This is a genomic window from Serratia sp. KH_031 (assembly GCF_057839655.1).
Genome location: NZ_CM174496.1, coordinates 495,807 through 522,792, shown reverse-complemented (window position 1 = coordinate 522,792; position 26,986 = coordinate 495,807). Strand labels below are relative to the sequence as shown.

The 26,986-nt window shown below is 50.4% G+C and carries 20 protein-coding genes; 6 read left to right on the top strand and 14 right to left on the bottom strand.

Annotation, left to right across the window (positions count from 1 at the left end; all coding sequences use genetic code 11):
* Positions 1-52: 52 nt before the first annotated feature.
* The gene (gspD, locus tag AC3ISQ_RS02285; protein WP_489350366.1) at positions 53-2,014 is read right to left on the bottom strand and encodes a type II secretion system secretin GspD; all 1,962 of its coding nucleotides are present in this window, start codon (positions 2,012-2,014) and stop codon (positions 53-55) included.
* Complete coding sequence (gene gspC / locus AC3ISQ_RS02280; protein ID WP_489350365.1) at positions 2,011-2,718, bottom strand: type II secretion system protein GspC; 708 nt, start codon at positions 2,716-2,718, stop codon at positions 2,011-2,013. Before gspC ends, gspD begins: the two co-directional genes overlap by 4 nt.
* 590 nt (positions 2,719-3,308) lie before the next feature.
* Between gspC and AC3ISQ_RS02275 the strand changes: the two genes are divergently transcribed.
* A complete protein-coding gene (locus tag AC3ISQ_RS02275) occupies positions 3,309-5,342 on the top strand; it encodes a glycoside hydrolase family 3 protein (protein ID WP_489350364.1) in 2,034 nt (677 codons plus the stop codon).
* Positions 5,343-5,383: 41 nt separating this feature from the next.
* Here AC3ISQ_RS02275 and AC3ISQ_RS02270 read toward each other — a convergent pair whose 3' ends face one another.
* The gene (locus AC3ISQ_RS02270) at positions 5,384-6,175 is read right to left on the bottom strand and encodes a histidine phosphatase family protein (RefSeq protein WP_489350363.1); all 792 of its coding nucleotides are present in this window, start codon (positions 6,173-6,175) and stop codon (positions 5,384-5,386) included.
* A gap of 591 nt (positions 6,176-6,766) precedes the next feature.
* Here AC3ISQ_RS02270 and nrdD point away from each other — a divergent pair.
* Both nrdD and nrdG read left to right on the top strand, forming a co-directional pair.
* Positions 6,767-8,905 (top strand): anaerobic ribonucleoside-triphosphate reductase, encoded by a 2,139-nt coding sequence (gene nrdD, locus AC3ISQ_RS02265; protein WP_489350362.1) that lies wholly within the window; start codon positions 6,767-6,769, stop codon positions 8,903-8,905.
* Between the two features lie 354 nt (positions 8,906-9,259).
* Entirely contained in the window at positions 9,260-9,724 is a 465-nt protein-coding gene (gene nrdG, locus AC3ISQ_RS02260; RefSeq protein ID WP_489350361.1) for an anaerobic ribonucleoside-triphosphate reductase-activating protein, read from the top strand.
* Positions 9,725-9,798: 74 nt separating this feature from the next.
* On the opposite strand, the gene tldD is transcribed toward nrdG, so the two are convergent.
* From tldD to csrD, 9 genes are all read right to left on the bottom strand, one after another.
* Positions 9,799-11,244: a metalloprotease TldD gene (gene tldD, locus AC3ISQ_RS02255; protein WP_489350360.1), complete on the bottom strand. Its 1,446-nt coding sequence runs from the start codon at positions 11,242-11,244 to the stop codon at positions 9,799-9,801.
* 7 nt (positions 11,245-11,251) lie between these two features.
* Positions 11,252-12,112, bottom strand: a complete 861-nt coding sequence (nit1, locus tag AC3ISQ_RS02250; protein ID WP_489350359.1) for a deaminated glutathione amidase — start codon at positions 12,110-12,112, stop codon at positions 11,252-11,254.
* Positions 12,109-15,933: an AsmA2 domain-containing protein YhdP gene (yhdP, locus tag AC3ISQ_RS02245; RefSeq protein WP_489350358.1), complete on the bottom strand. Its 3,825-nt coding sequence runs from the start codon at positions 15,931-15,933 to the stop codon at positions 12,109-12,111. The genes nit1 and yhdP overlap by 4 nt, the downstream gene beginning before the upstream one ends.
* A 51-nt stretch (positions 15,934-15,984) precedes the next feature.
* Positions 15,985-17,454 carry a ribonuclease G gene (gene rng / locus AC3ISQ_RS02240; protein WP_489350357.1) on the bottom strand — a complete coding sequence of 490 codons (1,470 nt, stop codon included), beginning with the start codon at positions 17,452-17,454 and terminating at the stop codon, positions 15,985-15,987.
* 79 nt (positions 17,455-17,533) lie between these two features.
* On the bottom strand, positions 17,534-18,124 hold the full coding sequence (locus tag AC3ISQ_RS02235; RefSeq protein WP_489350356.1) for a Maf family protein: 591 nt from the start codon (positions 18,122-18,124) through the stop codon (positions 17,534-17,536).
* 10 nt (positions 18,125-18,134) lie between these two features.
* The gene (gene mreD, locus AC3ISQ_RS02230) at positions 18,135-18,623 is read right to left on the bottom strand and encodes a rod shape-determining protein MreD (RefSeq protein WP_489350355.1); all 489 of its coding nucleotides are present in this window, start codon (positions 18,621-18,623) and stop codon (positions 18,135-18,137) included.
* Positions 18,620-19,642, bottom strand: coding sequence for a rod shape-determining protein MreC (gene mreC, locus AC3ISQ_RS02225; RefSeq protein ID WP_489350354.1), 1,023 nt, complete (start codon positions 19,640-19,642; stop codon positions 18,620-18,622). The genes mreD and mreC overlap by 4 nt, the downstream gene beginning before the upstream one ends.
* 103 nt (positions 19,643-19,745) lie before the next feature.
* Positions 19,746-20,789, bottom strand: a complete 1,044-nt coding sequence (mreB, locus tag AC3ISQ_RS02220) for a rod shape-determining protein MreB (RefSeq protein WP_021180765.1) — start codon at positions 20,787-20,789, stop codon at positions 19,746-19,748.
* A 322-nt stretch (positions 20,790-21,111) separates the two neighbouring features.
* Positions 21,112-23,043, bottom strand: a complete 1,932-nt coding sequence (gene csrD / locus AC3ISQ_RS02215; protein ID WP_489350353.1) for an RNase E specificity factor CsrD — start codon at positions 23,041-23,043, stop codon at positions 21,112-21,114.
* A 298-nt stretch (positions 23,044-23,341) separates the two neighbouring features.
* Here csrD and acuI point away from each other — a divergent pair, with 298 nt between their 5' ends.
* A complete protein-coding gene (gene acuI, locus AC3ISQ_RS02210; RefSeq protein WP_489350352.1) occupies positions 23,342-24,319 on the top strand; it encodes an acrylyl-CoA reductase (NADPH) in 978 nt (325 codons plus the stop codon).
* A gap of 142 nt (positions 24,320-24,461) precedes the next feature.
* On the opposite strand, the gene AC3ISQ_RS02205 is transcribed toward acuI, so the two are convergent.
* Together AC3ISQ_RS02205 and AC3ISQ_RS02200 are read right to left on the bottom strand one after the other, a co-directional pair.
* The gene (locus AC3ISQ_RS02205; protein WP_489350351.1) at positions 24,462-24,755 is read right to left on the bottom strand and encodes a type II toxin-antitoxin system RelE/ParE family toxin; all 294 of its coding nucleotides are present in this window, start codon (positions 24,753-24,755) and stop codon (positions 24,462-24,464) included.
* Entirely contained in the window at positions 24,752-25,024 is a 273-nt protein-coding gene (locus AC3ISQ_RS02200) for a type II toxin-antitoxin system Phd/YefM family antitoxin (protein WP_489350350.1), read from the bottom strand. The genes AC3ISQ_RS02205 and AC3ISQ_RS02200 overlap by 4 nt, the downstream gene beginning before the upstream one ends.
* A gap of 155 nt (positions 25,025-25,179) precedes the next feature.
* On the opposite strand from AC3ISQ_RS02200, the gene msrP reads away from it, so the two are divergent.
* Together msrP and msrQ are read left to right on the top strand one after the other, a co-directional pair.
* Positions 25,180-26,181, top strand: coding sequence for a protein-methionine-sulfoxide reductase catalytic subunit MsrP (msrP, locus tag AC3ISQ_RS02195; protein ID WP_489350349.1), 1,002 nt, complete (start codon positions 25,180-25,182; stop codon positions 26,179-26,181).
* Positions 26,182-26,781: a protein-methionine-sulfoxide reductase heme-binding subunit MsrQ gene (msrQ, locus tag AC3ISQ_RS02190; protein WP_489350348.1), complete on the top strand. Its 600-nt coding sequence runs from the start codon at positions 26,182-26,184 to the stop codon at positions 26,779-26,781.
* The last annotated feature ends 205 nt before the right edge of the window (positions 26,782-26,986 follow it).

The following is a 26,986-nucleotide window of genomic DNA, read 5'->3' as shown; positions in this document are numbered from 1 at the left end:
GCAAAATCCCATGACGCCGGGCAAAGGCTGGGGAGAGTATGGGTTCCATGATTTACCTCACTGCGCCTTGAGTGCTGTAAAACAGAGCGATAGCACTACGTACCTCGTTAAATCCTGGTGCCACCTCCAGTTCCGGCAACGATAGAGGTTCGCCCCCCTTACTACGCCACAAACTGGCTTCACTGACTTTTTCCGATCTATCACGTTGGAACTGCTGATATTTCCCCGCAGATGCGCCATCGTAATGCTGTTGGTCGCGGATGATGGTGGGGCGGATGAACAACATCAGATTACGTTTCTCACGGCTTTTGCTTTTGGAACGGAACAGGTTACCCAAGATCGGAATATCACCCAGAATCGGCACTTTACTGGCACTCTCCCGGCTACTGTGATCCAATAATCCCCCGACTACGACGGTCGCCCCGCTGGCGACCAGTACTGCATTGTTAACCGTTCGAGTGTTGAAGGTGGCGCCCAAATCCGCATTGGCGCTGTTGGCACTGTCTGCCACGCTGGAAACCTCTTGTTCTATCTCCAGCATCACTGAGTCACCTTCATTGATTTGTGGTTTGACCTTCAGCTTGATGCCGACCGTTTTGCGTTCCACGGTATTAAAGACGTGATCGCCAGAAGTCGTTTGCGAGCCGGTCAACACCGGCACTTCTTGGCCGACGTTGAAGGTAGCTTCTTTGTTATCGAGGGTGACAATACTGGGCGTTGCCAAGATATCGTTATGGCTGTCGCTGGACAGCGCCGTCAGCAGCATCGCCCAGTTACCTGAGTAGAATCCGGCAGCAATACCGTTGAACGAGGCCAATGCACTGGCTAGACCGTTAGGGACTGTACCATCCTGCCGATATTGCGCCGCCCCCGCCGCTACCGCGGTGATGGGTAAACCGGTGTTAGTAAACTGGGTCACGCCAGCGTATTTATTCCCCCACTGGATGCCTAAATTAAGACCATCGGCGTTTTGTACTTCGGCAATGATCGCTTCAACCAGCACCTGTGGGCGCCGGATGTCCAATTGGGCGATCACCCGTTCAAGTTCGTTCATGACGTCCGGCGCGGCATTGACAATCAGCGAATTGGTTTGTGGATCGGCCTTGATCAGTGTGTCTTTCACCAATGCACCGCTGTTTTGAGCTGGCGTTTTTTTCCCTTCTCCCAAATCACTACTGATACCGTTAAGCACCTCGGCCAACTTTTCAGCATTGGCGTACTTCAGGTAAACCACCTGCGTGTTCCCACGGCTAATCTGGGGCTTATCCAATTGGCGTACCATGGCTGCAAACCGCTCACGCGTTCGGGTATCGCCACTGATCAAAACCGCATTAGTCCGCTCATCCGCCACGATACGGCCGGTAGATACGATGCCTTTACCGTTGTCTTGCGCCATCTGCGTCACCAATCGAGCCACTTCCGCCGCCGAGGCATGTTGCAGAGGTAATGTCTGGACGGTGTTATCACCCGCGCGATCGACCCGTTCGATAATCTGCATCAAACGGTTGATGACGGCGGCTCGACCAGTCAGCAACAACACGTTGGACGGATCATAGTGCACCACGTTCCCCACCCCGGCATTGTCGTTCAGTTGACGCAGCAACGGTGCCAGATCACGTGCAGTCACGTTATGTAGCGGTGCAACCCGCGTCACTACTTCATCGCCGCGCGCGGTGGTGCTGTCATCCACTACCGGCACCGAGGCACTTTTGGCATCTTTGGACTTGATGATTTTCAGCACACCGTTATCCATCGGCACCACGGCAAATCCGTAGACATCCAGCACACTCAGGAAGAACTGGTAATACTGCTGTTCATTTAACATGTCGTAGCTGCGTACCGTGATAGTGCCACGTACGCTGGGATCAATAATCACCGTTTTATTGAGATTTTTACTGACGGTATTGATGAACTCCTGTACTTCAACACCTTTGAAACTGGCTGAAAATTCAGCTCCTTGTACCGGCTGCGCCAGACAGAGCACACACATCAGCACGCAGCAAAATTGCCTCATGGCGATCCCTCATCAAGTGAAACTGTAATGTCGTGGCGCTGTCCCTCACGCTCGACGGTGACCGTGGCAGCAGTGAGCTGCGGTAATTGCAGCAAAATCTGTTGAGCCTGTTGGTTATCACGTAAATCTGCACCATTGATCGCAACAGCCAAATCGTTGGCTTCAAACCCAAGTTGGCCAAACAATTCGGGTAAACGACCTGGGTTGATACGGTAGCCAAGCAACATACCTTCGTTATCACGTACGGGTGCAACGCTCAGATAATCAAAGATTTGCTGAGGGCGCTGAACCACGCTACGTGCGACTTCACGCGTTATCGGCGCTGCCGGTGTTGGTGCATAAAAGCGCAATAGTCGCAGCCCGCTAGGTTCTGCCAACACCACACCGTCGGGACGAATATGCCGCACACTAACCCCCGCCAACGGTAAAACATCGCCCTCGCCATAGCTTGCCTGTCGCCCCTGATACAAAATGACAGCCAATGCCGCGCGCGAGTCACTACTGGCTAACAACCCAGTGAGCGTCAAGGGTAAAGCCGTGATAGCCAGTGAGGTAGTGGACAGAGAAGTCGGTGGCACCGAGGAAGAACCAAACAGGGCGAGATGCCGACCTTCCCATGGCGCCAGCGGAACCGGGGTAGAAACCGCAGCCGATAACTTTGCGGATTGCGGCGGTAATAAAAGTTGCCAGCTAATCTGAGCCAATAGCCAAGCCGCCCATAACCACAAGGCCCCGGTAACCAGCTTTATGCACTTTACTGGCAATATTGAAAGGTTAATTAACCGTAACCGTCCCTGCTGTATATTCATATCAATAACAAATAATCAGCACACCCAATTATTTTCATTGTGAATAAATTACAATGTGAAATTATTACCCTCATCCTTTTCCCTACAATTCCTTTTTCCAGACACATTGAAAAACACTTCATTACAAACATTATTACGTGTTTTTTAAAAGTAAAATAATAGCGGAGAATATTAAAGTGTGAAGACGCTCCCAAATTAAAAGTGCATTTATTTCACGCTGCAAAAAAAACATGGCATAATCGTAAAACAGTAACAATAAATCGCAATTCACTGATAATAAAAAATATCCACACCCTAAATAGCTTGAGCCACATCATGGGATGTTGACCCTAGGAATTTACTCAAATAAGTGACTAGGTGGTGATAAAACCAACCACGATAAAGTGCCAAGTATGACGGGTATAGCTAATATATAAATAAATAGTATGTTACCTACCTCTTTTACTGTTTTGTGTTATCTACCTCTGTCAACATGGAGTTGTCTTATGATATTAAAAAGGAAGTCAGCGTTAATTCTCAGCAGCCTCATTATTACCGGTTTATCCGGATGTGATAATAATGACGAACGTAATACTCCTGTTCAACAAGCTGATCTAGAAAGCCGTAATATACCGACTTTAACTGTCGATAACCTAAAGTTCAAAGATCTGAATAAAAATGGTCAACTTGATCCCTATGAGGATTGGCGTCTCGACAGCGCAACTCGCGCCCGTGACCTCACCTCGCGGATGACTGTAGAAGAAAAGGCCGGAGCCATGATGCACGGCACCGTGACGTTAGATGCTGCCGGGCGGGTAGACTTCACCGCGACCGATATCGATATCAACCAACGTTTCGCCAATACTTTTATTACTCGTATGGCGGGTAATCCGGGGTATATTTCCGCTGATAATAATACCTTGCAGGAAATGGCCGAAAAAACCCGCCTAGGTATCCCGATCACCATCAGTACCGATCCACGTAACCACTTTGTCAATGATCCCGATGCCACCAGCGTAGCAGCCGGTAGTTTCTCACAATGGCCTGAATCGCTGGGTTTTGCGGCTATTGACGATACCGCGTTGGTAAAAACCTTCGGTGATATTGCTCGTCAGGAATACCGTGCAGTCGGGATCCAAATGGCGCTGTCACCACAGGCGGATCTGGCCACTGAACCACGTTGGGGGCGTATCAATGGTACCTTCGGTGAGGATAACCAACTGGCTAAGCGCATGGTGCAAGGCTATATCGAAGGTTTCCAACATGGTGACCAAGGTTTGACCCAAGACAGTGTCGTCGCTGTGGTCAAACACTTTGCTGGTGGTGGCCCACAGCTTAACGGGTTAGATCCCCACAACGTTTATGGCAAAGAGCAAGTCTATCCCGGCGACAACTTGGAATATCACTTGGTGCCGTTTGAAGGGGCATTTGCCGCCAAAGTCGCCTCAGTGATGCCTTACTACGGCCAGCCGATCAACCTGTGGTACAAAAATCAACTGATTGAAGAGGTTGGTTTCGGCTTCAGTAAGCAAATACTGACCGACATGCTGCGTGGTCGCTTCGCCTTTACTGGCGTGATTCTGAGCGACTGGGGAATTTTAGAAAGTTGCGAAGGCAAATGCATCACAGGTATCAGTGATGCCGACATCGCTGCTGGCGTCGACCCTTGGGTTGCGGGGATCGGCATGTCGTGGGGGGTAGAAAATATCACCCGTCAAGAGCGCGTAGTGAAAGCGGTGGAAGCCGGTATCGATCAGTTCGGTGGTACCACTGAATCCAGCGATTTGATCGCCGCAATCAACCAACAGCAATTACCTATCTCGGTGATTGATTCTTCTGTCACACGTATTTTACAGCAGAAATTTGAGCTAGGACTGTTTGAAAAGCCGTTTGTGGATGAAGCTCAGGCAGTGAAAATTGTCGGCAATAGTGCATTCCAACAACAAGGTGATGATGCACAACGCCGCTCACAAGTGCTGTTGCAAAACAACAATACGCTGTTACCGCTGGCACTGAGTGGTAAAAAGGTCTTCCTGCATAACGTTAACGCTACCGTAGCCGCACGTTATGGCCTGACCGTGGTTGCGACACCAGAACAAGCCGAGATTGCTATTCTGCGTGTAAATACCCCTCATCAGAATGATCCTCACTATCCGTTCGGTGTGTTGGTCAACTTCGGTCAGTTGGGCTTTGATGATGCCGATACCGTGGTACTTGACCAAAAATCAGGCACCTACACCGGCAGTGAAGATTACCAGTTGATCAAGCAAGTCAAGGCACTCAATATCCCGACGGTAATTTCAATTTACCTCGATCGCCCAGCAATTCTGACTAACATCGTCGATAAGACTGATGTCTTGCTGGCTAACTTCGGTGCTTCCGATGAAGCGGTACTGGATGTCATTACCGGCAAAAGTAAAGCTCAAGGTAAATTGCCGTTCGAGTTACCTTCAAGCTGGCAAGCGGTGCTGGATCAGAAAGAAGACGTAGCACATGACTCCGTCAATCCGCTGTTCCCTATCGGCGCGGGTATTCTGTAACTCCCTTAAAGCAGGCCCACTACGGGCCTGCCTATCCCCCTTTATCCTCCCGATGCCTTGCCATTTTCCATGTAACTCATATCACCGATGTCAGTGACTTGATAGTGGCCGTCTCGGTAGGTTATTTTGGTCACGCTGGCGTTTTTCAACCCTCCTGCCGGTAATTCTACAGCCGGATCCAATAGACTGACTAAAGCCCCAATGCTCAAACCGTGTGATACCACCAAAATATTACCGCCGCCGCTACGTTTGGCGTTGTCGATAATATCCTGCAACCCTTCTCGCAAACGATTAGAAATAGTGATGTAATCTTCAGCCGGCCAGTTCTCACCCGGCTTTACTCGCGTTTTATCTAACTCGGCAACCGCATTAGCAAATGTTTCCGGTGAAAAACCGGTCGCCATCCATTCATCCATGGTCTTACCTTTACTCTCGGCAATATCACTCCACATGTTATGATTAAGATCGCCCTCATAAGAACCGAAATTAAACTCACGCAGACGCCAATCAGTTTTTAATTCCACTTTGGAGTCTCTGTTTTTAGCCATAATGATATTCGCCGTTTGTATTGCACGCCCACTATCACTACTGTATGCCGCCGTAAAAGCAATATCCTTTAGTCCAGTTGCCGTATAACCCACCACTTCTTCACCAACTGGAGTTAACACCGCATCGGCCCAACCCTGCACACGGTCTGTCGTATTGAGCATGGTTTTACCGTGCCTAACCACGTATAGCGTGATTTCTGAATTATCTGACGAACCACAACCACTGACGATAACACCTAACATTAAAAATAATACTGCAACTTTTCCTACAAATGACTTAAGCATAATGACTTCTCCTTGTTACTTATCCATAAAATATAAGTCAGAAAAATGAAATTCTATCGGAGTGATTTTTTCGATATGTCCTGCATATTTTAAATTATAGGTACGTTAACCGTATCTACAACTCACATTATTTAACGTGCAAAGATAAAATACAATAATTTGAATTAATTATTGGTAAACACATCACTAATTAATTCAATGGTTATTTAGATTAAAATTATCTAAAAATAAAAATCACGAATTTTTCTTTAAGATCATAATGTTCTAACGGGTAAAAAACACACAATGACTTAAAATTCTCTAACCTTAATCTCAGTTCAACAAGATCTACAAAGCTATTCATTCAGCCTACAGATATTGATATCTACACTCATACGTTAAATTTACGTTTGTACAGCGATCCAACTGTCTCCTGAATTCCTTGTCCTAGGTCAAAAAAACCGCCACGACATCTATATATAGTGCATGTAGATAAGCTAACAACTACATATAGTATTTATCCACAAAACAATCCACACGCCGTCGCAGCCCTTATCCATTGCGGCATTGCCCTGTGGATAACGTTCGAAAAGCCGAGCAAGGAGTAACGACGTGAAACCAGTAGTGATTAAACGGGATGGTTGTCAGGTACCTTTTGACGAGGTACGCATCAAGCAAGCGGTGGAACGTGCCGCTTTGGCGGCTGGTGTGATCGATGCTGATTACTGTGCTACCGTCGCCCGCGTGGTCGCTGAACAAATGGAACAACGACAGCACGTTGATATTCATGAGATCCAACAAGCGGTAGAAAACCAGCTGATGGCGGGCAACTACAAACAGCTAGCTCGCACCTACATTGAGTATCGCCATGATCGTGATATTTCACGTGAACTACGTGGGCGCTTGAATCAGGAAATTCGTGGTCTGGTCGAGCAAAGCAACGTCGCGCTGTTAAACGAAAACGCCAATAAAGACAGCAAAGTGATCCCGACGCAGCGCGATCTGCTGGCCGGTATCGTCGCCAAACACTACGCCAAACAACACATCTTGCCGCGCGACGTGGTGCTAGCGCATGAACGCGGCGAGATCCACTATCACGATCTCGACTATTCGCCATTCTTCCCGATGTTCAACTGTATGCTGATCGATCTAAAAGGCATGCTGACCAACGGTTTTAAAATGGGTAACGCCGAGATTGAACCGCCAAAATCGATCTCCACCGCCACCGCCGTGACCGCACAGATCATCGCGCAGGTTGCCAGCCATATTTATGGCGGCACCACCATCAACCGTATCGATGAAATTTTGGCTCCGTTCGTCACTGAGAGTTTCCGTAAACATCGAGAAACCGCCGAACAGTGGGCAATCCCGGATGCGCAGGGCTACGCCATGTCGCGCACAGAGAAAGAGTGTTATGACGCTTTCCAGTCCCTGGAATATGAAGTTAACACGCTGCATACCGCTAACGGCCAAACACCGTTTGTCACCTTCGGTTTTGGGCTCGGTACGAGTTGGGAATCGCGTCTGATTCAGCAATCAATCCTGAAAAATCGTATCGCGGGCTTGGGTAAAAATCGCAAAACTGCGGTGTTCCCAAAACTGGTGTTCGCTATTCGCGATGGCCTGAACCACAAGTTCGGCGATGCCAACTACGACATCAAACAGTTGGCATTGGAATGCGCCAGCAAACGTATGTATCCCGATATTCTCAATTACGATCAGGTGGTGAAAGTCACCGGTTCGTTCAAAACGCCAATGGGTTGCCGCAGCTTCCTCGGTGTCTATGAAGAGAACGGTGAGCAAATCCACGATGGCCGCAACAATATCGGTGTGATCAGCCTGAACCTGCCACGCATTGCACTAGAAGCCATGGGTGATGAAAACCGCTTCTGGAAGCTGTTGGATGAGCGTCTACTATTGGCGAAAAAAGCGCTGATGAGCCGCATCGCCCGTTTGGAAGGCATCAAAGCGCGTGTTGCGCCGATCCTGTATATGGAAGGTGCCTGCGGCGTGCGTTTGCAAGCCGACGATAACATTGCTGAAGTCTTCAAACATGGTCGTGCGTCGATCTCGCTGGGCTATATCGGCGTGCATGAGGCGATCAACGCGCTATTTGGCGCTGGAACTCACGTTTACGACAGCGAAACACTACGCGCCAAAGCGATCGCTATCGTACAGCGCTTGAAAGAGGCCACCGAAAGCTGGAAAGACGAAACCGGCTACGGCTTTAGCCTGTATAGCACCCCAAGTGAGAATCTGTGTGATCGCTTCTGTCGTTTGGATACCGCTGACTTTGGCGTCGTACCCGGCGTGACTGACAAAGGCTACTACACCAACAGCTTCCACCTTGACGTTGAGAAGAAGGTTAACCCGTATGACAAACTGGATTTTGAAGCGCCATACCCACCGTTAGCCAATGGCGGCTTCATCTGTTACGGCGAATATCCGAATCTGCAACACAACCTGAAAGCGTTGGAAGACGTATGGGATTACAGCTACAGCCGCGTGCCCTATTACGGTACTAACACGCCGATCGATGAATGCTACGAATGTGGCTTTACCGGTGAATTCGAGTGCACCAGTAAAGGTTTCACCTGCCCGAAATGTGGTAATCACGACTCGGCGAAAGTCTCTGTCACCCGCCGCGTATGTGGCTATCTGGGAAGCCCAGATGCACGACCGTTTAATGCTGGTAAGCAGGAAGAAGTGAAGCGCAGGGTTAAGCATTTAGGGAATGGGCAACTAGGTTAAATCTAGTAAATCCAAAACAATAACAGTGCCAAAGTGAACACGGAAGTTAACGCCATTGAAGGCGCTGAACGCAGGCACAGTGCATAGGCAAACGCGCCATGGACGGCGCGTTTAGGCGAGACAGACAGGGACGTCTGTCGTAGCCAGCAGTTATGCACTGGGACGGAGTGAAGGAAGTTGCGCCAGCAACCGCCTGATGTGGCAAGGGGCGGGGTGCTGGGGGCTGCCTCTTGAGCCCCCTGCTCGGTCGCGGTAGTCCGCGCTATATGGAACAACAAACATTTAGCGACCGAAACCATCCGCAGAATATCCATATATCCCCATCACACTGATAAAAAAATAGAACCCAACACTATGAATTACCACCAATACTACCCATTAGATGTCGTCAACGGCCCCGGTACACGCTGCACATTATTCGTCTCCGGCTGTGTCCATCAATGTCCCGGTTGCTACAACAAAAGCACTTGGCGACTAAACTCTGGCCAGCCGTTCACCCAGCAGATGGAAGATCAAATCATCACCGAACTCAATGACAGCCGCATCCCACGTCAGGGGCTGTCGCTCTCCGGTGGAGATCCACTGCACCCCGCCAACGTCTCAGCGGTGCTGCAACTGGTAAAACGAGTTCATACCGAATGCCACGGCAAAGATATTTGGCTCTGGACAGGCTATAAGTTGGCAGAGTTAGACACAGAACAAATGCAGATAGTCTCTCTGATTAACGTATTGATTGACGGTAAATTTGTGCAGGATTTAAAAGACCCGGCGCTGATCTGGCGCGGTAGCAGCAATCAGGTGGTGCATCGGTTGCGATGATAGCGTTAGGTAGGAAATAGAAGGGAAAACCAACGCAACAAATTGATATTGCTACGTTGGTTGAGTTCGGTTAATTACGCAGTACCACCAACAGTCAAAGTATCCAGTTTCAGCGTAGGTTGTCCCACACCGACCGGTACACTTTGGCCTTCTTTACCACAAACACCGACACCTTTATCTAACGCCAGATCGTTACCGACCATCGAGATCTGTTTCATCGCTTCAATGCCAGAACCGATCAGCGTTGCGCCTTTTACCGGTTTGGTGATGCGACCTTTTTCGATCAAGTAGGCTTCCGAGGTAGAGAAAACAAACTTGCCAGAGGTGATATCAACCTGCCCACCGCCGAAGTTCGGTGCATACAAACCGTATTCCACGCTAGCGATAATCTCTTCTGGAGTCGATTTGCCGGCCAACATGTAGGTGTTGGTCATACGCGGCATGGGTAGATGCGCATAGGATTCACGGCGGCCGTTGCCGGTCGGTGCTACACCCATTAGGCGCGCGTTGAGTTTGTCCTGCATGTAACCTTTCAGGATACCGTTCTCAATCAGCACGTTGTACTGGCCTGGTACACCTTCATCATCGATCGCCAGTGAGCCACGGCGACCTTGCAGTGTGCCATCGTCTACGATGGTGCAAAGTTCAGAAGTCACCAGCTCACCCATCTGACCGCTGAATACCGAAGTACCGCGACGGTTGAAGTCACCTTCTAACCCGTGACCGACGGCTTCGTGCAGCAATACGCCCGGCCACCCCGCGCCCAACACCACTGGCATAGTGCCTGCTGGCGCGGCAATGGCAGACAGATTCACCAATGCCATGCGTACCGCTTCTTTCGCCATCGTGTCAGCGCGGACTTCGCCGTCGACCACTTCTAGGAAGTAATCATAGCCAAAACGACCGCCACCACCGCTGCCGCCGCGTTCACGTTTCCCCTCTTCTTCCACCAACACGCTGACAGAAAGGCGCACTAACGGACGCACATCAGCCGCCAATGTACCATCGGTAGCCGCGACCAAAACCTGCTCATAAACACCGGTGATACTGGCGCTCACTTCTTGTACGCGTTTATCGGCAGCACGGGCAACTTTGTCTACGCGATGCAGCAAAGCGATTTTATCTTCACGCGACAGGCTTTGTAGTGGATCGAGCAACGGATACAGCGCTTGATGGCTGATCTCGCCCAAGGTTTTCACTTTGCCATTACCACTTTCGCGCACGATATTACGCGCCGCCTGTGCACTTTGTTGCAGCGCATTCAACGTGATTTGATCGGCATAGGCGAAACCGGTTTTCTCACCGCTAACGGCACGCACACCGACGCCCTGATCGATATTGTAAGAACCATCTTTGATGATGCTGTCTTCAAGTACCCAAGCTTCATGGTAGCTGGATTGGAAATAGAGATCCGCGTAATCGAGGCGGCGTTCTGCCAGTTGACCCAGTACCGAGAACAGGTCTTGATGACTCAGCTTATTCGCAGCGAGTAACTGCTCACTGACAAACGTCAGACTCATAATGTTTTCACTCTTTTATGGAGGATGAAGATTCAAACGGCGCCACTAGCGACGCTGGGAATCTATTGTGTTGCAACACCGGCATTTGGGCGCGGATAATTTTCAACGCTTCAACGTCTACGCGCACTTTCAGTGCCGAAACCGCGTCTGGGTTTTCTGCCAGCACTTTACCCCAACCATCTACCGCCAACGAATGTCCCCAAGTACGCCGAGTTGGACCGTGACGGCCAACCTGTGCAGGCGCCAAGATCACACATTGGTTTTCTATCGCCCGAGCGCGCAGCAGGATTTCCCAGTGCGCTTCGCCGGTCACGCGAGTAAAGGCCGCCGGAATGGAAATTAGTTCTGCGCCCTGCGCGCGTAGCGCTTGGAACAAACCAGGGAAGCGGAGATCGTAACAGATAGTCATGCCCAAGCGTCCAACTGGCGTGTCGACGACCGTCAGTTGCTGACCATGTTGATAAATATCCGATTCACGGTAATGACCGTGGCTGTCGTTAATATCGACGTCGAACATATGCAGTTTGTCATAACGAGCACGGATTTCGCCTTGATCGTCAAACAACAAGCTACTGGTCGTGATGCGTGTAGAGTCTTCACGGCTGAAAAGCGGCATAGAGCCAATCAGCAACCAAACGCCATACCGACGAGCCATGTCGCGTACCGCCTGTTGCAGCGGGCCATCACCTTCGTGTTCCGCCTGCGCCCGATAATCTGCAGAGCCGGCAAACAGCAGAGCGTTCTCTGGCGTCATAACCAGTTTCACTCCGCCTTTGAGCTGTTTAATCTGTTGTTCAATTTGCGCTAGGTTGTCTCGCACCTGATCGCCACTGCACAGTTGTAACAACGCAACGTTGGCATTTCTCATGACGCCTTATCCTCCTTTGGCTTACGCAACACTTCATTAATTTTCGGTTGATCCAAGCTGCCACTAATGTGATAGCGGATCAACGAAATCTTATTCCATAACGGGGCTAACACTTTCGATGCGGCAAACACGGCTGCGCCGACGATCGGGTTGATGACAAATGCGGTGGCCACGCCGACGGTGGCAGAGATTTCTGGGGCGACGACCGCCTCCATGTCGATTTGACGACGAACCAGATCGATTTTACCGTCCATAGCGATATCTGCTGCCAATCCATCAACTAATAAGTTGTCGGTATGCATTATGCCATCTTTCATCCACGCGGTGGTGCGGATGGAGTCAAAGTAGAAACCCTTACCGAAGGTATCACTGAAATCAAATTGCAGTTTGCGCAATATGGCGTCGAAACTCACCAAACGCAGCAGTTGCCCAGCGCGACCACCACCCATGCTGTCGATCTCTCCTTTACCCATGTCCACTTTTAACGTGCCATTAAAGGTGTCCATCTGCGGTTTCCACGGTTGCCCACGCCAGTGCAGGTCGAAATCGATATCATAAGGCGCATTTTTCAATGGAATGGTGATACCCAGATAACTGGCAGTTTCATTGATTTTTTTACCTTCCAACTTACCTTTCAGCGCAGTGCGTTCTTCCTGACTGTTCTGCTTCCACAGACCGGTTGCCGTGACTTTGCCTTTACCGGTATCGATCAGACCACGCTCCAACGTTAGCGTATCACCTTGATTTTTCACATCGGCTTCAACGATACCCAGGTTCTGCCCCATCAACCAGCAAGACTGACAGCTCAGATTGACCGAAGGCCAATTACGGAAGGAAATACTGTCAGCGTTCAACAGAGGGTTAACGGTTGGCGGGAGGCTTTTGCTATCACTCTTAACGTCGTTGAACTGCGGATTGTAGTAGAGATACTTGATGTCGGCGCGCCACGGGGCGTTATCCGCGATACGCAAAGAACCATCAACTTCATCAGCTTTAGCGCGAATATCCACACCGCCGACTTGCTTAGCCGCCGACAATGTGAGTTTATGCCACGCCTGACCGCCTAACAGCAGTTGTGGAGTATTGAGCGCCACAGTAGTCGGGAAGCTGAAATTACCGATTTTGCCGGAGTTACCACTTTGCTCCAGCGCCGGAGCCAGCAACGCCAGCCATTTCTCACCATCCAGTGCAGGCAGATTTAACGTCAGTGATTTATCGTCCGGCAGCGCTGGCGTGCCAGTACCCGCGGTTTGCCAAGTGGCACGCGACAGTTGAACCTGTTGTTTGCCCAATAGCCATTCACTGTTGAAATGGTTTTGCTTACCTGCGTTGCCGTTTAGTATGAATCCATTCAACCCGCCTTTGACTTTTACGCTCAGAGGCAATGCTTCACCCGCTGATTTATCTAGCGGTGGCGGTAAGTGACTGCTTACATTTTTCAGGTCAGCATCGACACCAATATCGTAGCTAGCAGCACCTTTATGTGGCAGCGTGATAGCTACTTGGCTCTTCCACGGCGCACTGCCCACCAGCGATTTCGTCACTTCTTGCGGTACGCCAGGGAACTTGGCGGGTTGCCAATCTCCTTTCAGACCGATGTTAACCTTATAATCTTTCGCGCCTTCTTGCGTATTAAAGTTCACCGCCACTGGCTGTCCGAACCAATTAGCGCTCAAGGGATCGCTGGTCAGGTTGCCGTTATCGAAACGGAATTTGCCAGTGACTTTCTCCAAGGTGCTTTCTAATGGCTTCACCAACAATGTATTGTTGTTCAGCGTCACTTCGCCTTTGGCGGTAACTTGCTCTCCATCCAATGGGATATCGAGATGTAAGCGCCCACCAACATTTCCACCCACTTGCAACTCGTCCAACGCCGCGCCGACAGAGTCATGCAACGGGGTTTGTTTGAAATAGTCGTGTACGTCCTGCCCGGCACCAGCAACATCAGCGTCGATCAGTAATCGTTGCTTCAGGTAATCAGGAATGTTGGCGCTGATGTTTTTGCCATCAACTTTGCCCAGTTTGGTTTGTGGCGCCTTCATCCACAGGCCGTTGTTGGCAAAATCGAGGTCAATTGCCAAATCGGTCAGCGCCGGCCAACCCGGTTGGAACTGGAAGGTGGCCTGACGCAGCGGCACATAAACTTCAAATTGGCCTTCGTTGTTGTGATACGGGAACTCATGCGGGTTTCCGGCGTAGATCAACGTAGCATTATCGACTTTCCCACCTTGGATCGCCCCACTCAAATAATCGACTAGATGAGTGCCCATCAAGGGTTCAGGGAAGTAACGCCAAGCGTTGCTAGCATCATACAAACGGATCCCAGCCAGAATACTTAACCAAGGCGCACCATTAGCCGGTTGTTGATAGCGGAAACCACCATTCACCCACAGTGATTTGGCCTGTACGTTGAGATTTTCACTCGACAACTCCCAACCGCTGTTGTCGTAACGCCAATTCAACGCGCCACTGGCTTTACTCACTTCCAACGGTGCACGGAACATATCGCCATACGGTAAGGTACTGTCTTTCAGCCCCAGCGTTAACTGGCCATTTTCCACTCCGCCGTTCACGCTGCCAGAGAAGTGATCGATGCCCGGTAACAGTTTCCACGGTTGCCAACTCACATCTTGCCAACTGGCTTGAAAACGGGTTTTCTCCGGCTGCTTCAGCGGAATATCCAACGCCAATACATCCAACTGGCCTTTGGGTTGCAAATCTTTCCAGCGCTCTAGCACATCTGGGCTAAGGAAGGAGAAGGTCGGCAACAACGCACCCAACCGTTCGAGCTGAATATGACTCGCACGGATACGCAGTTCTTCATTCTGATTCGGCCCCATGAATTGGGTATTTTCCGGTAGCCACAAGGCAGAAACTTTCCCTAGAGGCCAAGCCTGCCCATCAGTTTTCAAGTTCAGTTGCGGTGCGTCCAATTGCCAACCATTGCCTTGGCGACTCAATGACAACGCGAGATTGTCGACATCCAGACGATGGGCTTCGTTCCCAGCCTGCCAATGAGCAGCACCTTGTTTCAACAACGCATTGCCGCCGTAGATTTCACCGTTTTGGATCTGCAACCAAGCCGCCAGACTGAAATCAGCACTTTCGAGCCCGGTATTGGTTTTCAACCAGCGGCTAATCCATGGCTTCATATCGATATTGTCAGCCTGCATATAGACCATGCCGGTATTCAATAAACCTTGGTTATCACGCAGATCCATACGCAATTGCACCACACCGTGCTGACCGGTGATGGTCGAAAGGCTGACTTGCCCTTCGGCACGATGACGATTGCGGCTGTTTAACCAAGTGAGGCGCGGAATGTCGAATTCGGCGCGTTGCCCTTCAGGCGTTAGGAAGGAAATGCGGCTATTGCGCAGGTCAAAGTGATCGAGCTGATGCAGCATTAAATCACTAAGTTTGCCCGGTTTGATGGTGCTACCCTGATTCTCATCGCCACCAAGAGTGTCGTTGAGATCGAGCTGGAATTGATAGAAGGTCAGATCGCGGAACTGCCAGCGCCAGTGCAGCAAGGATTGCCACACATCCAGCGCCAGCGTCACACGTTCAATCTGTAAATTGCTGCGTGGCAAGGTCGCGCGAATATTACGCGCCTCCAACGTTGGGCCGAAATTCTCCCAACGGCCTTGTAAGTAGTCAATCTGAACCGGTACGCCAGAAAGCTCGGTGATTTTCGTCAACAACTGGGGACGATAGCTATCCAGCTTGGGTAACACCAACCGTAACCCACTGACTAGCAAGGCCATCACTACGATGAGTGTGGCACCTGTTGCTAACAGAATCCCAGGCAGTCGCCTCACAAATCTCTCCTTGCCACCGCTGCCTGGCAACGGGTTCTACGTTAAAATTTTTTACATCATAACAACGTCAAATTGTTCTTGGCTGTACAACGGTTCGATTTGTACTTTCACCTGCTTGCCGACAAAAATTTCCACTTCGGCCAGTGCATGTGACTCTTCACTTTTCAGCGCTTCGCCTACCGCCGCAGAGGCATACACCAAGAAGCGATCGGAATCGTAAGCATGATGAACTCGTACAATCTCACGCAGGATCTCATAGCACACGGTTTCTACCGTTTTCACCGTGCCACGGCCATTGCAGGTAGGACAATCATGGCATAGTACATGTTCAATGCTTTCACGCGTTCGTTTACGCGTCATTTCAACGAGCCCCAACTGTGAGAAGCCGTTGATGGTCGTTTTGACCCGGTCTTTACTGAGCGCCAGCTCCAACGAATGCAGCACACGACGACGGTGATCTTCATTGCTCATGTCGATGAAATCAATGATGATAATGCCGCCCAAATTGCGTAAACGTAGCTGACGAGCAATCGCCTGCGTGGCTTCAATGTTGGTGTTGAAGATGGTTTCGTCCAGATTACGATGGCCGACGAATGCACCGGTGTTGATATCGATGGTGGTCATCGCTTCGGTCTGATCGATGATCAGATAGCCGCCAGACTTCAACTCAACCTTACGTTCCAACGCCCGCTGGATTTCGTTCTCGACATCGTACAGATCGAAGATCGGTTGGTTGCCAGTGTATAACTCCAGCGTCGTCGTGATGTCTGGGATGTATTCGTTGGTGAATTCCAGCAACAGATCTAGCGTCTGGCGGGAGTCCACACGAATGCGATCCAGCGCCGTGCCAGCAAAATCACGCAAGATACGTTGCGCCAGTGCCAGTTCGCCATACAGTTTATAGCGAGTCTGGTTGCGCTTTTTGCGCTCCATCACTTTGGTCCACAAACGCTTTAGGAACGCGGCGTCCTGTGCCAATTCTTCGTCGCCAATACCTTCAGCAGCAGTGCGGATGATAAAGCCGCCCAGTTCATCACAATAGACAGAAACGATTTTCTTTAGACGTTCACGTTCGGCTTCACTTTCAATACGTTGTGAAACACCTACATGTGCAGCTCCCGGCATAAACACCAGATAGCGCGACGGAAGAGTGATATCGGTAGTCAGGCGTGCGCCCTTGGTGCCAAGGGGATCTTTGACCACCTGAACCATCAGGTCTTGCCCTTGGCGCACCAATTCAGCGATATCACGCACGTGGAAATTCTTTTGTTCATCACCCGCGACACATTCGGTGTGCGGCATGATGTCGGAGGCGTGTAGGAAAGCGGCTTTATCCAGCCCGATATCGACGAACGCCGCCTGCATGCCAGGTAACACCCGGCTAACACGTCCTTTATAGATGTTGCCAACAATGCCACGTTTGGCTTCGCGTTCGATATGGATTTCTTGCAGGATGCCGCCATCAATATAGGCAACCCGCGTTTCTGACGGTGTGATATTAACTAGTAGCTCAGCGGTCATGCCTTCTCCTCAGAACCGGCTATCCCGTCATACTTCGAGCCGCCTTGATGCAATTCGAATTATTTTGGGTGTAGATCTTTTAATGGGTTCTTACTTCACGTAATGCGACAAAATTACTGAGTAGTTCATGTGTCTCGACCAACGGTAAACCCATTACCGCGTGATAACTCCCTGTTATCGTTCTGACGAAACACCCCCCCTTACCTTGTATCCCGTAGGCGCCCGCTTTATCCATCGGCTCACCAGTGGCTATATACTCGCGGATATCTTGTTGTGATAGGTTGCGGAATGTCACGTCCGTCAATATCAGTTGGCATAACATATCGTGTCGATCGGCGATCGCCACCGCCGTCATGACCTGGTGCTGTTTACCCGACAAAGCCATTAGCATTTCTGTTGCGTGGCCCTCATCGCGCGGTTTTTCCAACACCCTTCCATTCAGTACCACGATAGTATCAGCGCCTAATACCGGTCGATCCTGCTCGGCCAATAACACGCCCGCCTTGGCTTTGTCTTGTGCTAAGCGACGAACATAAGCGTCGGCACCCTCGCCCTCTTGCCGCTGTTCTTCGGTATCCGTGAGGATAATGTCGAACGACACACCGAGCAATGTGAGCAATTCACGTCGCCGCGGTGAGCCAGAGGCCAGATAAAGCGGGGTCGAAATCATTAAGAATCCTTTATTGTACAGCGAACTGACGACGAATTTTACGCATCAGTAGGAATAACCACGGCCACAGAACACCATTGACCACACTACTCCAGAACACCTCTGGGCGGAAAGAGACGTTGATCACTAAAAACTCAACCCAAAACACCACGACGTCCATTGCCAGCGACAGCAATACCACAATAAATGCCTGCTGCCACAGCGCCATGTTGCGAAATAATTGGAATTTGAAGGCCACCAGATAAGCGATAAGCCCCAGAGCCAAGGCACGAACACCTAGTGTGGAGCCGAGGATCAAGTCCATGATCAAGCCGAGGACAAAACCCGTACCCACGTTGACACGGTGAGGTAACGCCATCACCCAGTAGATTAATATCAACAGTAACCAAGAAGGCCGGAACATATAAATTTGATCCGGCCACGGCATAATTTGCAGTACCAACGCGACCAAGAAGGAAAGCCAGATAACCCAGCGTCCGTGGCTGCGGTAACGGTTCATGGTGTGGCTCCAACAGAGGCTGGAGTCGGTATTGAGCCCGCCTGAGGGGTTACCGGAGTGGTACCCGTCGCCGGTGCTGGTAGTGGTGCCGGAGGCCCCATGGCATCAGCCGGTGGCAATACCTGTGGCATCATCTGCATCAAGCGTTCATTGGCGACACGGTGGACTTCTTCCGGCGGCAACGGCATGGTGCCATTACGATCCGCGCCCCACAGCAACAACAGATAACGCAAGCGTTGAAGGCCCGCAGTCGGTCGTGCCTGAATCACGGTGTATGCACGCTGGTTATCCACTTTGACCGAGGAAACCACCGCTACCGGATAACCTTCAGGGAAGCGCCCACCCAGACCAGACGTCACCAGCACATCGCCAACGCGAATGTCAGTGTTGTTTGGCAGATGTTCCAATTGCAGATCGTCAGTACAACCGCTACCGGCCGCGATAACGCGAATATCGTTACGCAGAACCTGAATGGGCAGCGCGTGTGAAGCATCGCAGATCAGCAGTACGCGGCTGGTCATTTTAGCCACCGCCACCACTTGACCGACAACACCTTTGTCGCTGATAACCGGCTGACCTTCATACACGCCGCTGTCAGAACCTTTGTCGATCACCACTTGATCGCTGTAAGGATCAGAGCCGGTTGAGATCACTTGCGTGACCATCTTGTGTTCATCCTGGCGCAGTGGTGAGCCCAGCAGCTCACGTAAACGGGCGTTTTCCTGTTTGAATTGACCCAGCAGCAGCAGATCGCTGTTTTTCAACAGTAGTTCTTGCCGCAGAGCACGGTTTTCCAACTCTAACTGTTGACGAGTTGCCAGCGTTTGCGAAACGCTATCCAGAACTTTACGCGGCCCGTTGGCCAGAAAATAGAAAGGGCTGACAGCAGTGTCCATGTAGTTGCGCACTTTGGCAAACGTACCTAGCCTGCTATCGGCAATAATCAGAGCCACAGCCACGATCATTGCCAGAAAAAGTCGTAGTTGCAGGGATGGCCCCCTGCTAAAAATCGGCTTCATAAATTATGAGGATCCCTCGACAGCAGAAAAAGAGGAACCGTATCTGACTCCCGCGTAACGCGTAACGCATTCATCCGATACCATTCCTCCTTCTTGGGGCTGATTATTCTTCGCTGAACAAATCACCGCCATGCATGTCGATCATTTCCAACGCCTTACCACCACCGCGAGCCACGCAGGTGAGCGGGTCTTCTGCCACAACTACTGGAATACCGGTTTCTTCCATCAGCAGGCGATCCAAGTTACGCAGTAATGCGCCACCACCGGTCAACACCATACCGCGTTCAGAAATATCGGAAGCCAGTTCTGGTGGGCACTGTTCCAGCGCGACCATTACTGCACTGACAATACCGGTCAACGGTTCTTGCAGCGCTTCGAGGATTTCATTGGAGTTCATGGTAAAGCCACGTGGAACCCCTTCGGCCAAGTTACGGCCGCGGACTTCAATTTCACGCACTTCATCGTCCGGATAAGCCGAACCAATACCATGTTTGATACGTTCTGCGGTCGCTTCACCAATCAGTGAACCGTAGTTACGGCGCACGTAATTAATGATAGCTTCGTCGAAACGGTCACCACCGATACGTACAGAAGAAGAGTAAACCACACCGTTCAGTGAAATCACCGCCACTTCCGTGGTACCGCCACCGATATCCACAACCATTGAACCGGTCGCTTCAGAAACGGGCAGGCCTGCGCCGATCGCCGCAGCCATTGGCTCTTCGATCAAGAACACTTCACGAGCGCCAGCACCTTGGGCGGATTCACGGATGGCACGACGTTCTACCTGAGTTGCACCGACCGGTACGCAAACCAGCACGCGCGGGCTAGGGCGCATAAAGCTGTTGCTGTGAACCTGTTTGATGAAGTGCTGCAACATTTTCTCAGTCACAAAGAAATCGGCAATAACACCGTCTTTCATTGGACGAATGGCAGCGATATTGCCAGGCGTACGCCCCAGCATCTGTTTGGCATCATGACCCACGGCCGCAACGCTCTTCGGAGAACCGGCACGATCCTGGCGAATGGCAACCACGGAAGGTTCATTCAGTACGATGCCTTGTCCTTTAACATAGATCAGGGTATTGGCGGTACCCAAGTCGATGGACAAGTCGTTGGAAAACATGCCACGAAATTTCTTAAACATAACGAAAGGATAATCCTGCAAGCTGGGGGCGGAAAATAAAATCCGCCTACTTTACCAACCACACGAAGCAGCGACAAGGCGCAAAAACGTTCTACTTCGGTGAAAATAGTCTATGTTGTTTCAACGCGAATGCGTGGGAAATAGGACGACGCCTGAATTTCCTCAACAAAAGTTCAGTTTACCATCCGGTCAACGCACTAAACGGCACAACACAGCTCATAAAATCTAACATATTCCCTGATTGTCATCGGTGGTAAACACCCACCAACGTGAGACAGGAAAAGACGAAACATTCTACGTCAATTTGTGCTAAACACTCAGATTAAACACGATAACGACGCGAATATTTTTTACGGCTGACATCTATTGGTTCCGGTGGCGCGAAAAAGTCGCCCTGCCCACCGAGGATCCCACCTTCTTTCAAAGTCTGCCATTCATTGCGTGTACGCACACCGGCAGCAAACACCTTAGCACTTGTACCCGCACACGCCCCGGTCAGGCTCTGAACGAACAGTTGATTCTCATCCCGTCGGTCGATACTCCGCACCAAACCCGGATGAAGCTTGACGATTTCTACCGGTAATGACTTGATGTAGGAAGTACTCACTACGGTTAAACCCGCCTGGCTAACCGCCAAACGGCAACCCAATCCTGAGAGTAATCGCAACACCGGACGTAAACGGTCGATATGTTGACACACATCTGCCTCTGCAAGTTCAATCAGAATTCGTTGGCGACGACTTTTTTCGCACTGCAACAAGGTATCTCGCAGCCAACGCTGAAAAGTGCGCTGCAATAATGAGTCGACGCACAGCGGAAACGCGAGCGTCTCTTCGGGCCATTGGGCTAATAACGGAAGAATACGACTCATTTGTTGACGATCGTAACTCTCAGCCAAACCAAGCTGCTGTATTAATGGCATATATTCCGCTGGTAACAGTTCATGGGTGCCATCATAAATGCGGCACATCATCTCACGGTGATGCACATCACCTTCAACCGTTACCGCTGGTTTTTGATAAAGCCGCGGCCCGCCGCGCGCTAATACCTGTTCCAGCAATGTACGCCATTTAACGCTACCACGACCTTTTTCCGGCACTTGGCTGTCATAAACGTACCAACCGTTTTCACCCTGTAAGGTCGCGTGACGCGTAGCTTGCTCTGCGTAATCAATCACCTGCTCGGTGGTTTGTCCGCTGCGATAGGCAACAATACCGATGTGCAAAAACGCCTCAGGGTCGATCAGTGAGGTCGAAGGTAACGAGTCAATGGCATTAACCAATTGAGCGGCGATCCCATCCGCTTCTTTTAACGTGCGATGTGGTAGTAATACGGTGAAATCGCTGTGGAAATAACGAGCTAACAGTGCCGCTGGGTAACGCATCACAAAGGTCGAAAGCATATTGACCAATGAATACATCAGCTCCTGCACCGCTACGTTGCCATGGGTTTCCCGCAGGGTATCGAAGTCTGGTAGGCGCACCATCATCACGATACCGTGCGAACCTTCCTCTTCTAATTGCGTGGTTAATTGGTTATCGAAAAACAGACGGTTATTCAAACCCGTTTTAGCATCTTGTGCCGCAAAGGCACGGATTAAGGTATCCACTCGGCTACGCTCTTCCCGTGCTTCGGATAAATCAGCCAATAGCCTATCTAGGGCACCACTGACGCTGGCCGGCCATTCGCGCACATCTCCATGTTGCACATCTTCTCTTTCACCATTAAGAATACGCCGCGCCCGTCGCTCCAGACGATCCTCCCCATCAGCCTGTTCACGTAACCAACGCAGGCTAATCAGCAGGATCACGAGCATAATGATGATCGAAATCGTCACCGCCAGAGTGGATTGCAACGAACGCGCATCATTAGCGAAAGGATCGAGATAGGTAATTTTAAGCGTACTGCCGGGGTGATGTAACAGGGGTAATGAAGCTTGTCGGTAACCGTTTAATGCATCCCAAGGTTCTTTGACCGTCGGCAGACTGTAGGAGAGCATATCGCTGTTCGTCGTCTCTACATTGATCGCCACAATCCCTAATGGGCGCATAATTAACGGCAGCCATTTTTTCTGCTCTTCCGGCGATTCCCGCAACAACGCTTGGTCAATGGTTGTAACGAGAGATTCGAAGCGGCGCTCTTGGCGTTCCTGCGTGACGTAGAAAAAACTGTACGAACATCCCATCAACATTAAAAACATCGCTAATGCGACGAGCAAGGTAATTAGCGCTGAAAGTTTAGTGGTAAATCGCATCCCTGAGCCTTGTTCGCTATGGTTAAAGTAAAAATTCACCTTTCTGATCTATCAGGCCCCGTTACTGCTGACACCAACATTACGCAATATTATGATATGTATTATTTTTTATCAGTGATCTGCCATAGCATCCTGCTACAGACTAATCTTACCAACCTAACAAGCATAGCCAATGAAGAAAACCTTTATGAAGCATTTTTTTGTCATTTATCAGGACTTAGATTTCTTATCATGCATATAGTCGAATAAATTTGCTTTAACCATTCACATCAAGAATGCATACGAGAGGAAGAGTGATATGCGTGCACTGTTATTGGAACAACAAGGCGATAAAACCTTGGCTCGTGTCACCGAAATAAAAAGCGAACAGTTACCAGAAGGAAATGTGCTGGTCGACGTCAACTGGTCCAGCCTGAATTACAAAGATGCCTTGGCTATTACAGGCAAAGGTAAAATCATCCGCAACTTCCCAATGGTGCCGGGTATCGACTTCGCCGGTACAGTGCACAGCAGCCAAGACTCTCGCTTCCAGCTAGGGCAAAGCGTGATCCTCACTGGTTGGGGTGTGGGTGAGAACCACTGGGGTGGTTTGGCGGAGCAGGCTCGGGTGTCTAGCGAGTGGTTGGTCCCATTACCGGAAGGCTTGAGCGAGCGTAAAACCATGATCCTCGGCACCGCCGGGTTAACTGCCATGCTGTGCGTGATGGCGTTGGAAGAAGGCGGCGTTCACCCGGATAGCGGTAATGTTGTCGTGACCGGTGCCAGCGGTGGCGTGGGCAGCACCGCGGTCGCGATCCTTGCTGCGTTGGGTTATCACGTGACGGCCATCAGTGGTCGCGACAGTAATACCGATTACCTGAAATCACTGGGTGCGCAAGAAGTCCTAGCACGCAGTGACTATATAGAAATGCCTCGTCCATTGGAGAAACAATTGTGGGCCGGCGCAGTAGACGCAGTGGGTGACAAACTGCTGGCACGCATACTGGCACAAATGAATTACAACGGTACCGTTGCCGCCTGTGGTCTAGCTGGCGGTTATCAACTGCCCACCACGGTGATGCCATTCATTCTGCGTAACGTGCGTCTGCAAGGGGTAGATTCAGTTCATGCGCCGCTCCACCGTCGCCAAGCGGCTTGGGAGCGTTTGGCGGGTATCTTGCCAGAAAGTTTCTATCAGCAAGCGACGCATGAAATCACGCTGGATCAGGCTCCTGCCGTTGCCGCAGACTTGCTCAATAACAAAATCACTGGCCGCACGTTGGTGAAAATCCGCTAAGTTTGTCCCCCGGCAACCAATTACTTGGCAGTTGACGTATTGATTTGCCAATGCCAGAGAAATTTCGGTCGCTAGGCTCAAGAAGCATTTATCACTCGCGCTGTAGCGGCCAAACCGAAACTTGGCGCATTAAATGTTATTTTTACAAATAGTTATGTGGATCTTGTGTCTGATGTAGCATCGCCAACACTTCAATACCAACCAGAACTTCCCGGTAGTAAATAATATGACTTCCTACGGGGAAGCTCATTACACCAAGATGAAGATCCGCGCTACGGTCGCGACCAGGAGATGGATGTCGATCCAGAATATCCGTCATCGTCACACGTAACGAAGTGACATACTCTTCGGCGAAGTTTCCCCCCCACCGGCTTATGGAGTAGCCTCTTATCGCACGGATATGTTCCTTGGCTTTAGTAGTAAATCTGACGCTCATCCCTTAGCCTTGTCCTCAGATACGTTAAGTTTAGGATCAAACACATCATCAATACTGTGCAATTCACCACGGTCGGCCTGTGCAATAGATTCAGCGAGTACGGCCCTGAGATTCTGCAATTTTAGTTGCTCAAACTGCTCATATTCTTCGGGTGAAATAACAACGGCCACACGCTTACCATGTTTGCTGATTTCCACAGGCTCACGCTGCACCTTCATAAGTAGATCACCAAATTGATTCTTGGCTAACCGAGCGGGAATTACTTGCATACATCACCTATCATCCAAAATGGCTCGAATGTACATTATAGCCAAAACAGCCCCAGATAACTCCCCTTCTATGAAATTTCAGATTTTCCTTTTACCTCTCGCATCTGCTTAGCTTTCACGCCATGCTTAAATCCTCACCCGAGGAGGATGCGAACATGGACAAACCCCGTAAATTGACCGAAGCCGATGTCACGCCAGAAAGCGTATTTTATCAGCGCCGCAAGGTATTGCAGGCGTTGGGGATCTCCGCCGCCGCGTTGACGTTGCCTATTAACGCGCAGGCCAATCTGCTGTCATGGTTTAAAGGTAACGATCGCCCCAAAGCGCCGCCGGGTAAACCGCTGGAATTCAGCCAGCCCGAAATGTGGCAGGCCAAGTTGGATCTGACACCGGAAGACAAAGTCACCGGTTACAACAATTTCTACGAATTTGGTCTCGATAAAGCCGATCCTGCCGCCAATGCCGGAGGGTTGAAAACCGAGGGTTGGAAGGTTCGCATCGACGGGGAGGTCGCCAAGCCGATTACGTTGGATATGGACGATCTAATGAAACGCTTCCCGCTGGAACAACGTATCTACCGTATGCGCTGCGTGGAGGCTTGGTCGATGGTGGTACCGTGGATCAGTTTCGAGCTGGGTAAATTGCTCAAGTTAGTGGAACCGAACAGCAACGCGCGCTATGTCGCTTTTCAAACGCTGTACGATCCCGAGCAAATGCCGGGGCAGAAAGATCGTTTTATCGGCGGGGGCTTGAAGTATCCGTATGTCGAAGGGTTACGACTTGATGAAGCTATGCATCCGCTGGCATTACTGACCGTCGGTGTCTATGGCAAAACGCTGCCGCCGCAAAACGGTGCGCCATTGCGTTTGATTACGCCGTGGAAATACGGTTTCAAAGGCATCAAGTCCATCGTGCATATCCGCCTCACCCGCGATATTCCCCCTACTACTTGGAACCAATCGGCACCGAACGAATATGGTTTTTACGCTAATGTGAATCCTAATGTCGACCATCCGCGTTGGTCACAAGCCAGCGAACGTTTTATCGGCTCTGGCGGTATTTTGGATGTCAAACGCCAGCCGACACTGTTGTTTAACGGCTATGCCGACCAAGTTGCCTCGTTGTATCGTGGCATGGATTTACGGGAGAATTTCTAAGTGCGATTGACCGCAAAACACATACTTTGGCTGAAAGTCGTCATCTATCTGGCGGCGTTTCTACCTTTCCTCTGGCTAGTTTGGGCGGTCAATAACGGTGCGTTGAGTGCTGATCCGGCTAAAGATATCCAGCATTTTACCGGCAGAATGGCGCTGAAATTGTTATTGGCGACGCTGCTAGTCACGCCGCTAGCGCGTTATACCCGCCAGTCGCTGCTGATGCGCTGCCGCCGTTTATTAGGTTTATGGTGTTTTGCTTGGGTCACGCTACATTTGGTCAGTTATTCGACGTTAGAACTGGGTTTGAACAATATCTCGCTGCTGGGTCGCGAGTTAGTCACTCGCCCTTATCTCACCCTCGGCATCATCAGTTGGCTCATTTTGTTGGCTTTAGCCGTCACTTCCACCCAGTGGGCTATGCGCAAGTTGGGGGCAAAATGGCAGAAGTTGCATAACTTCGTCTATCTGGTGGCGATCCTCGCACCGATTCATTATCTGTGGTCGGTGAAAACTTTCTCACCACAACCTTTTGTCTACGCCTTACTGGCGCTAGTATTGTTAGCGCTACGTTATAAGAAATTCCGCGCCTGGTGGCGTTAGCCGGGCGGAACTTTTCTGTGTTCTACCCCTCAAATCCCAGTAACGTTTTGTCATCTTCCCCAAATTGGGGGTTGAATATCTTCGCTGATAAGACCAGTATTTAGCTGCGAATTGCTACGATATCGTTATAATGCCCGACCTTGCACCCGCTGAACGCGTAAATTTGCCTACCGACAGGTGACAAATCGGTGACATCAGGTTATTT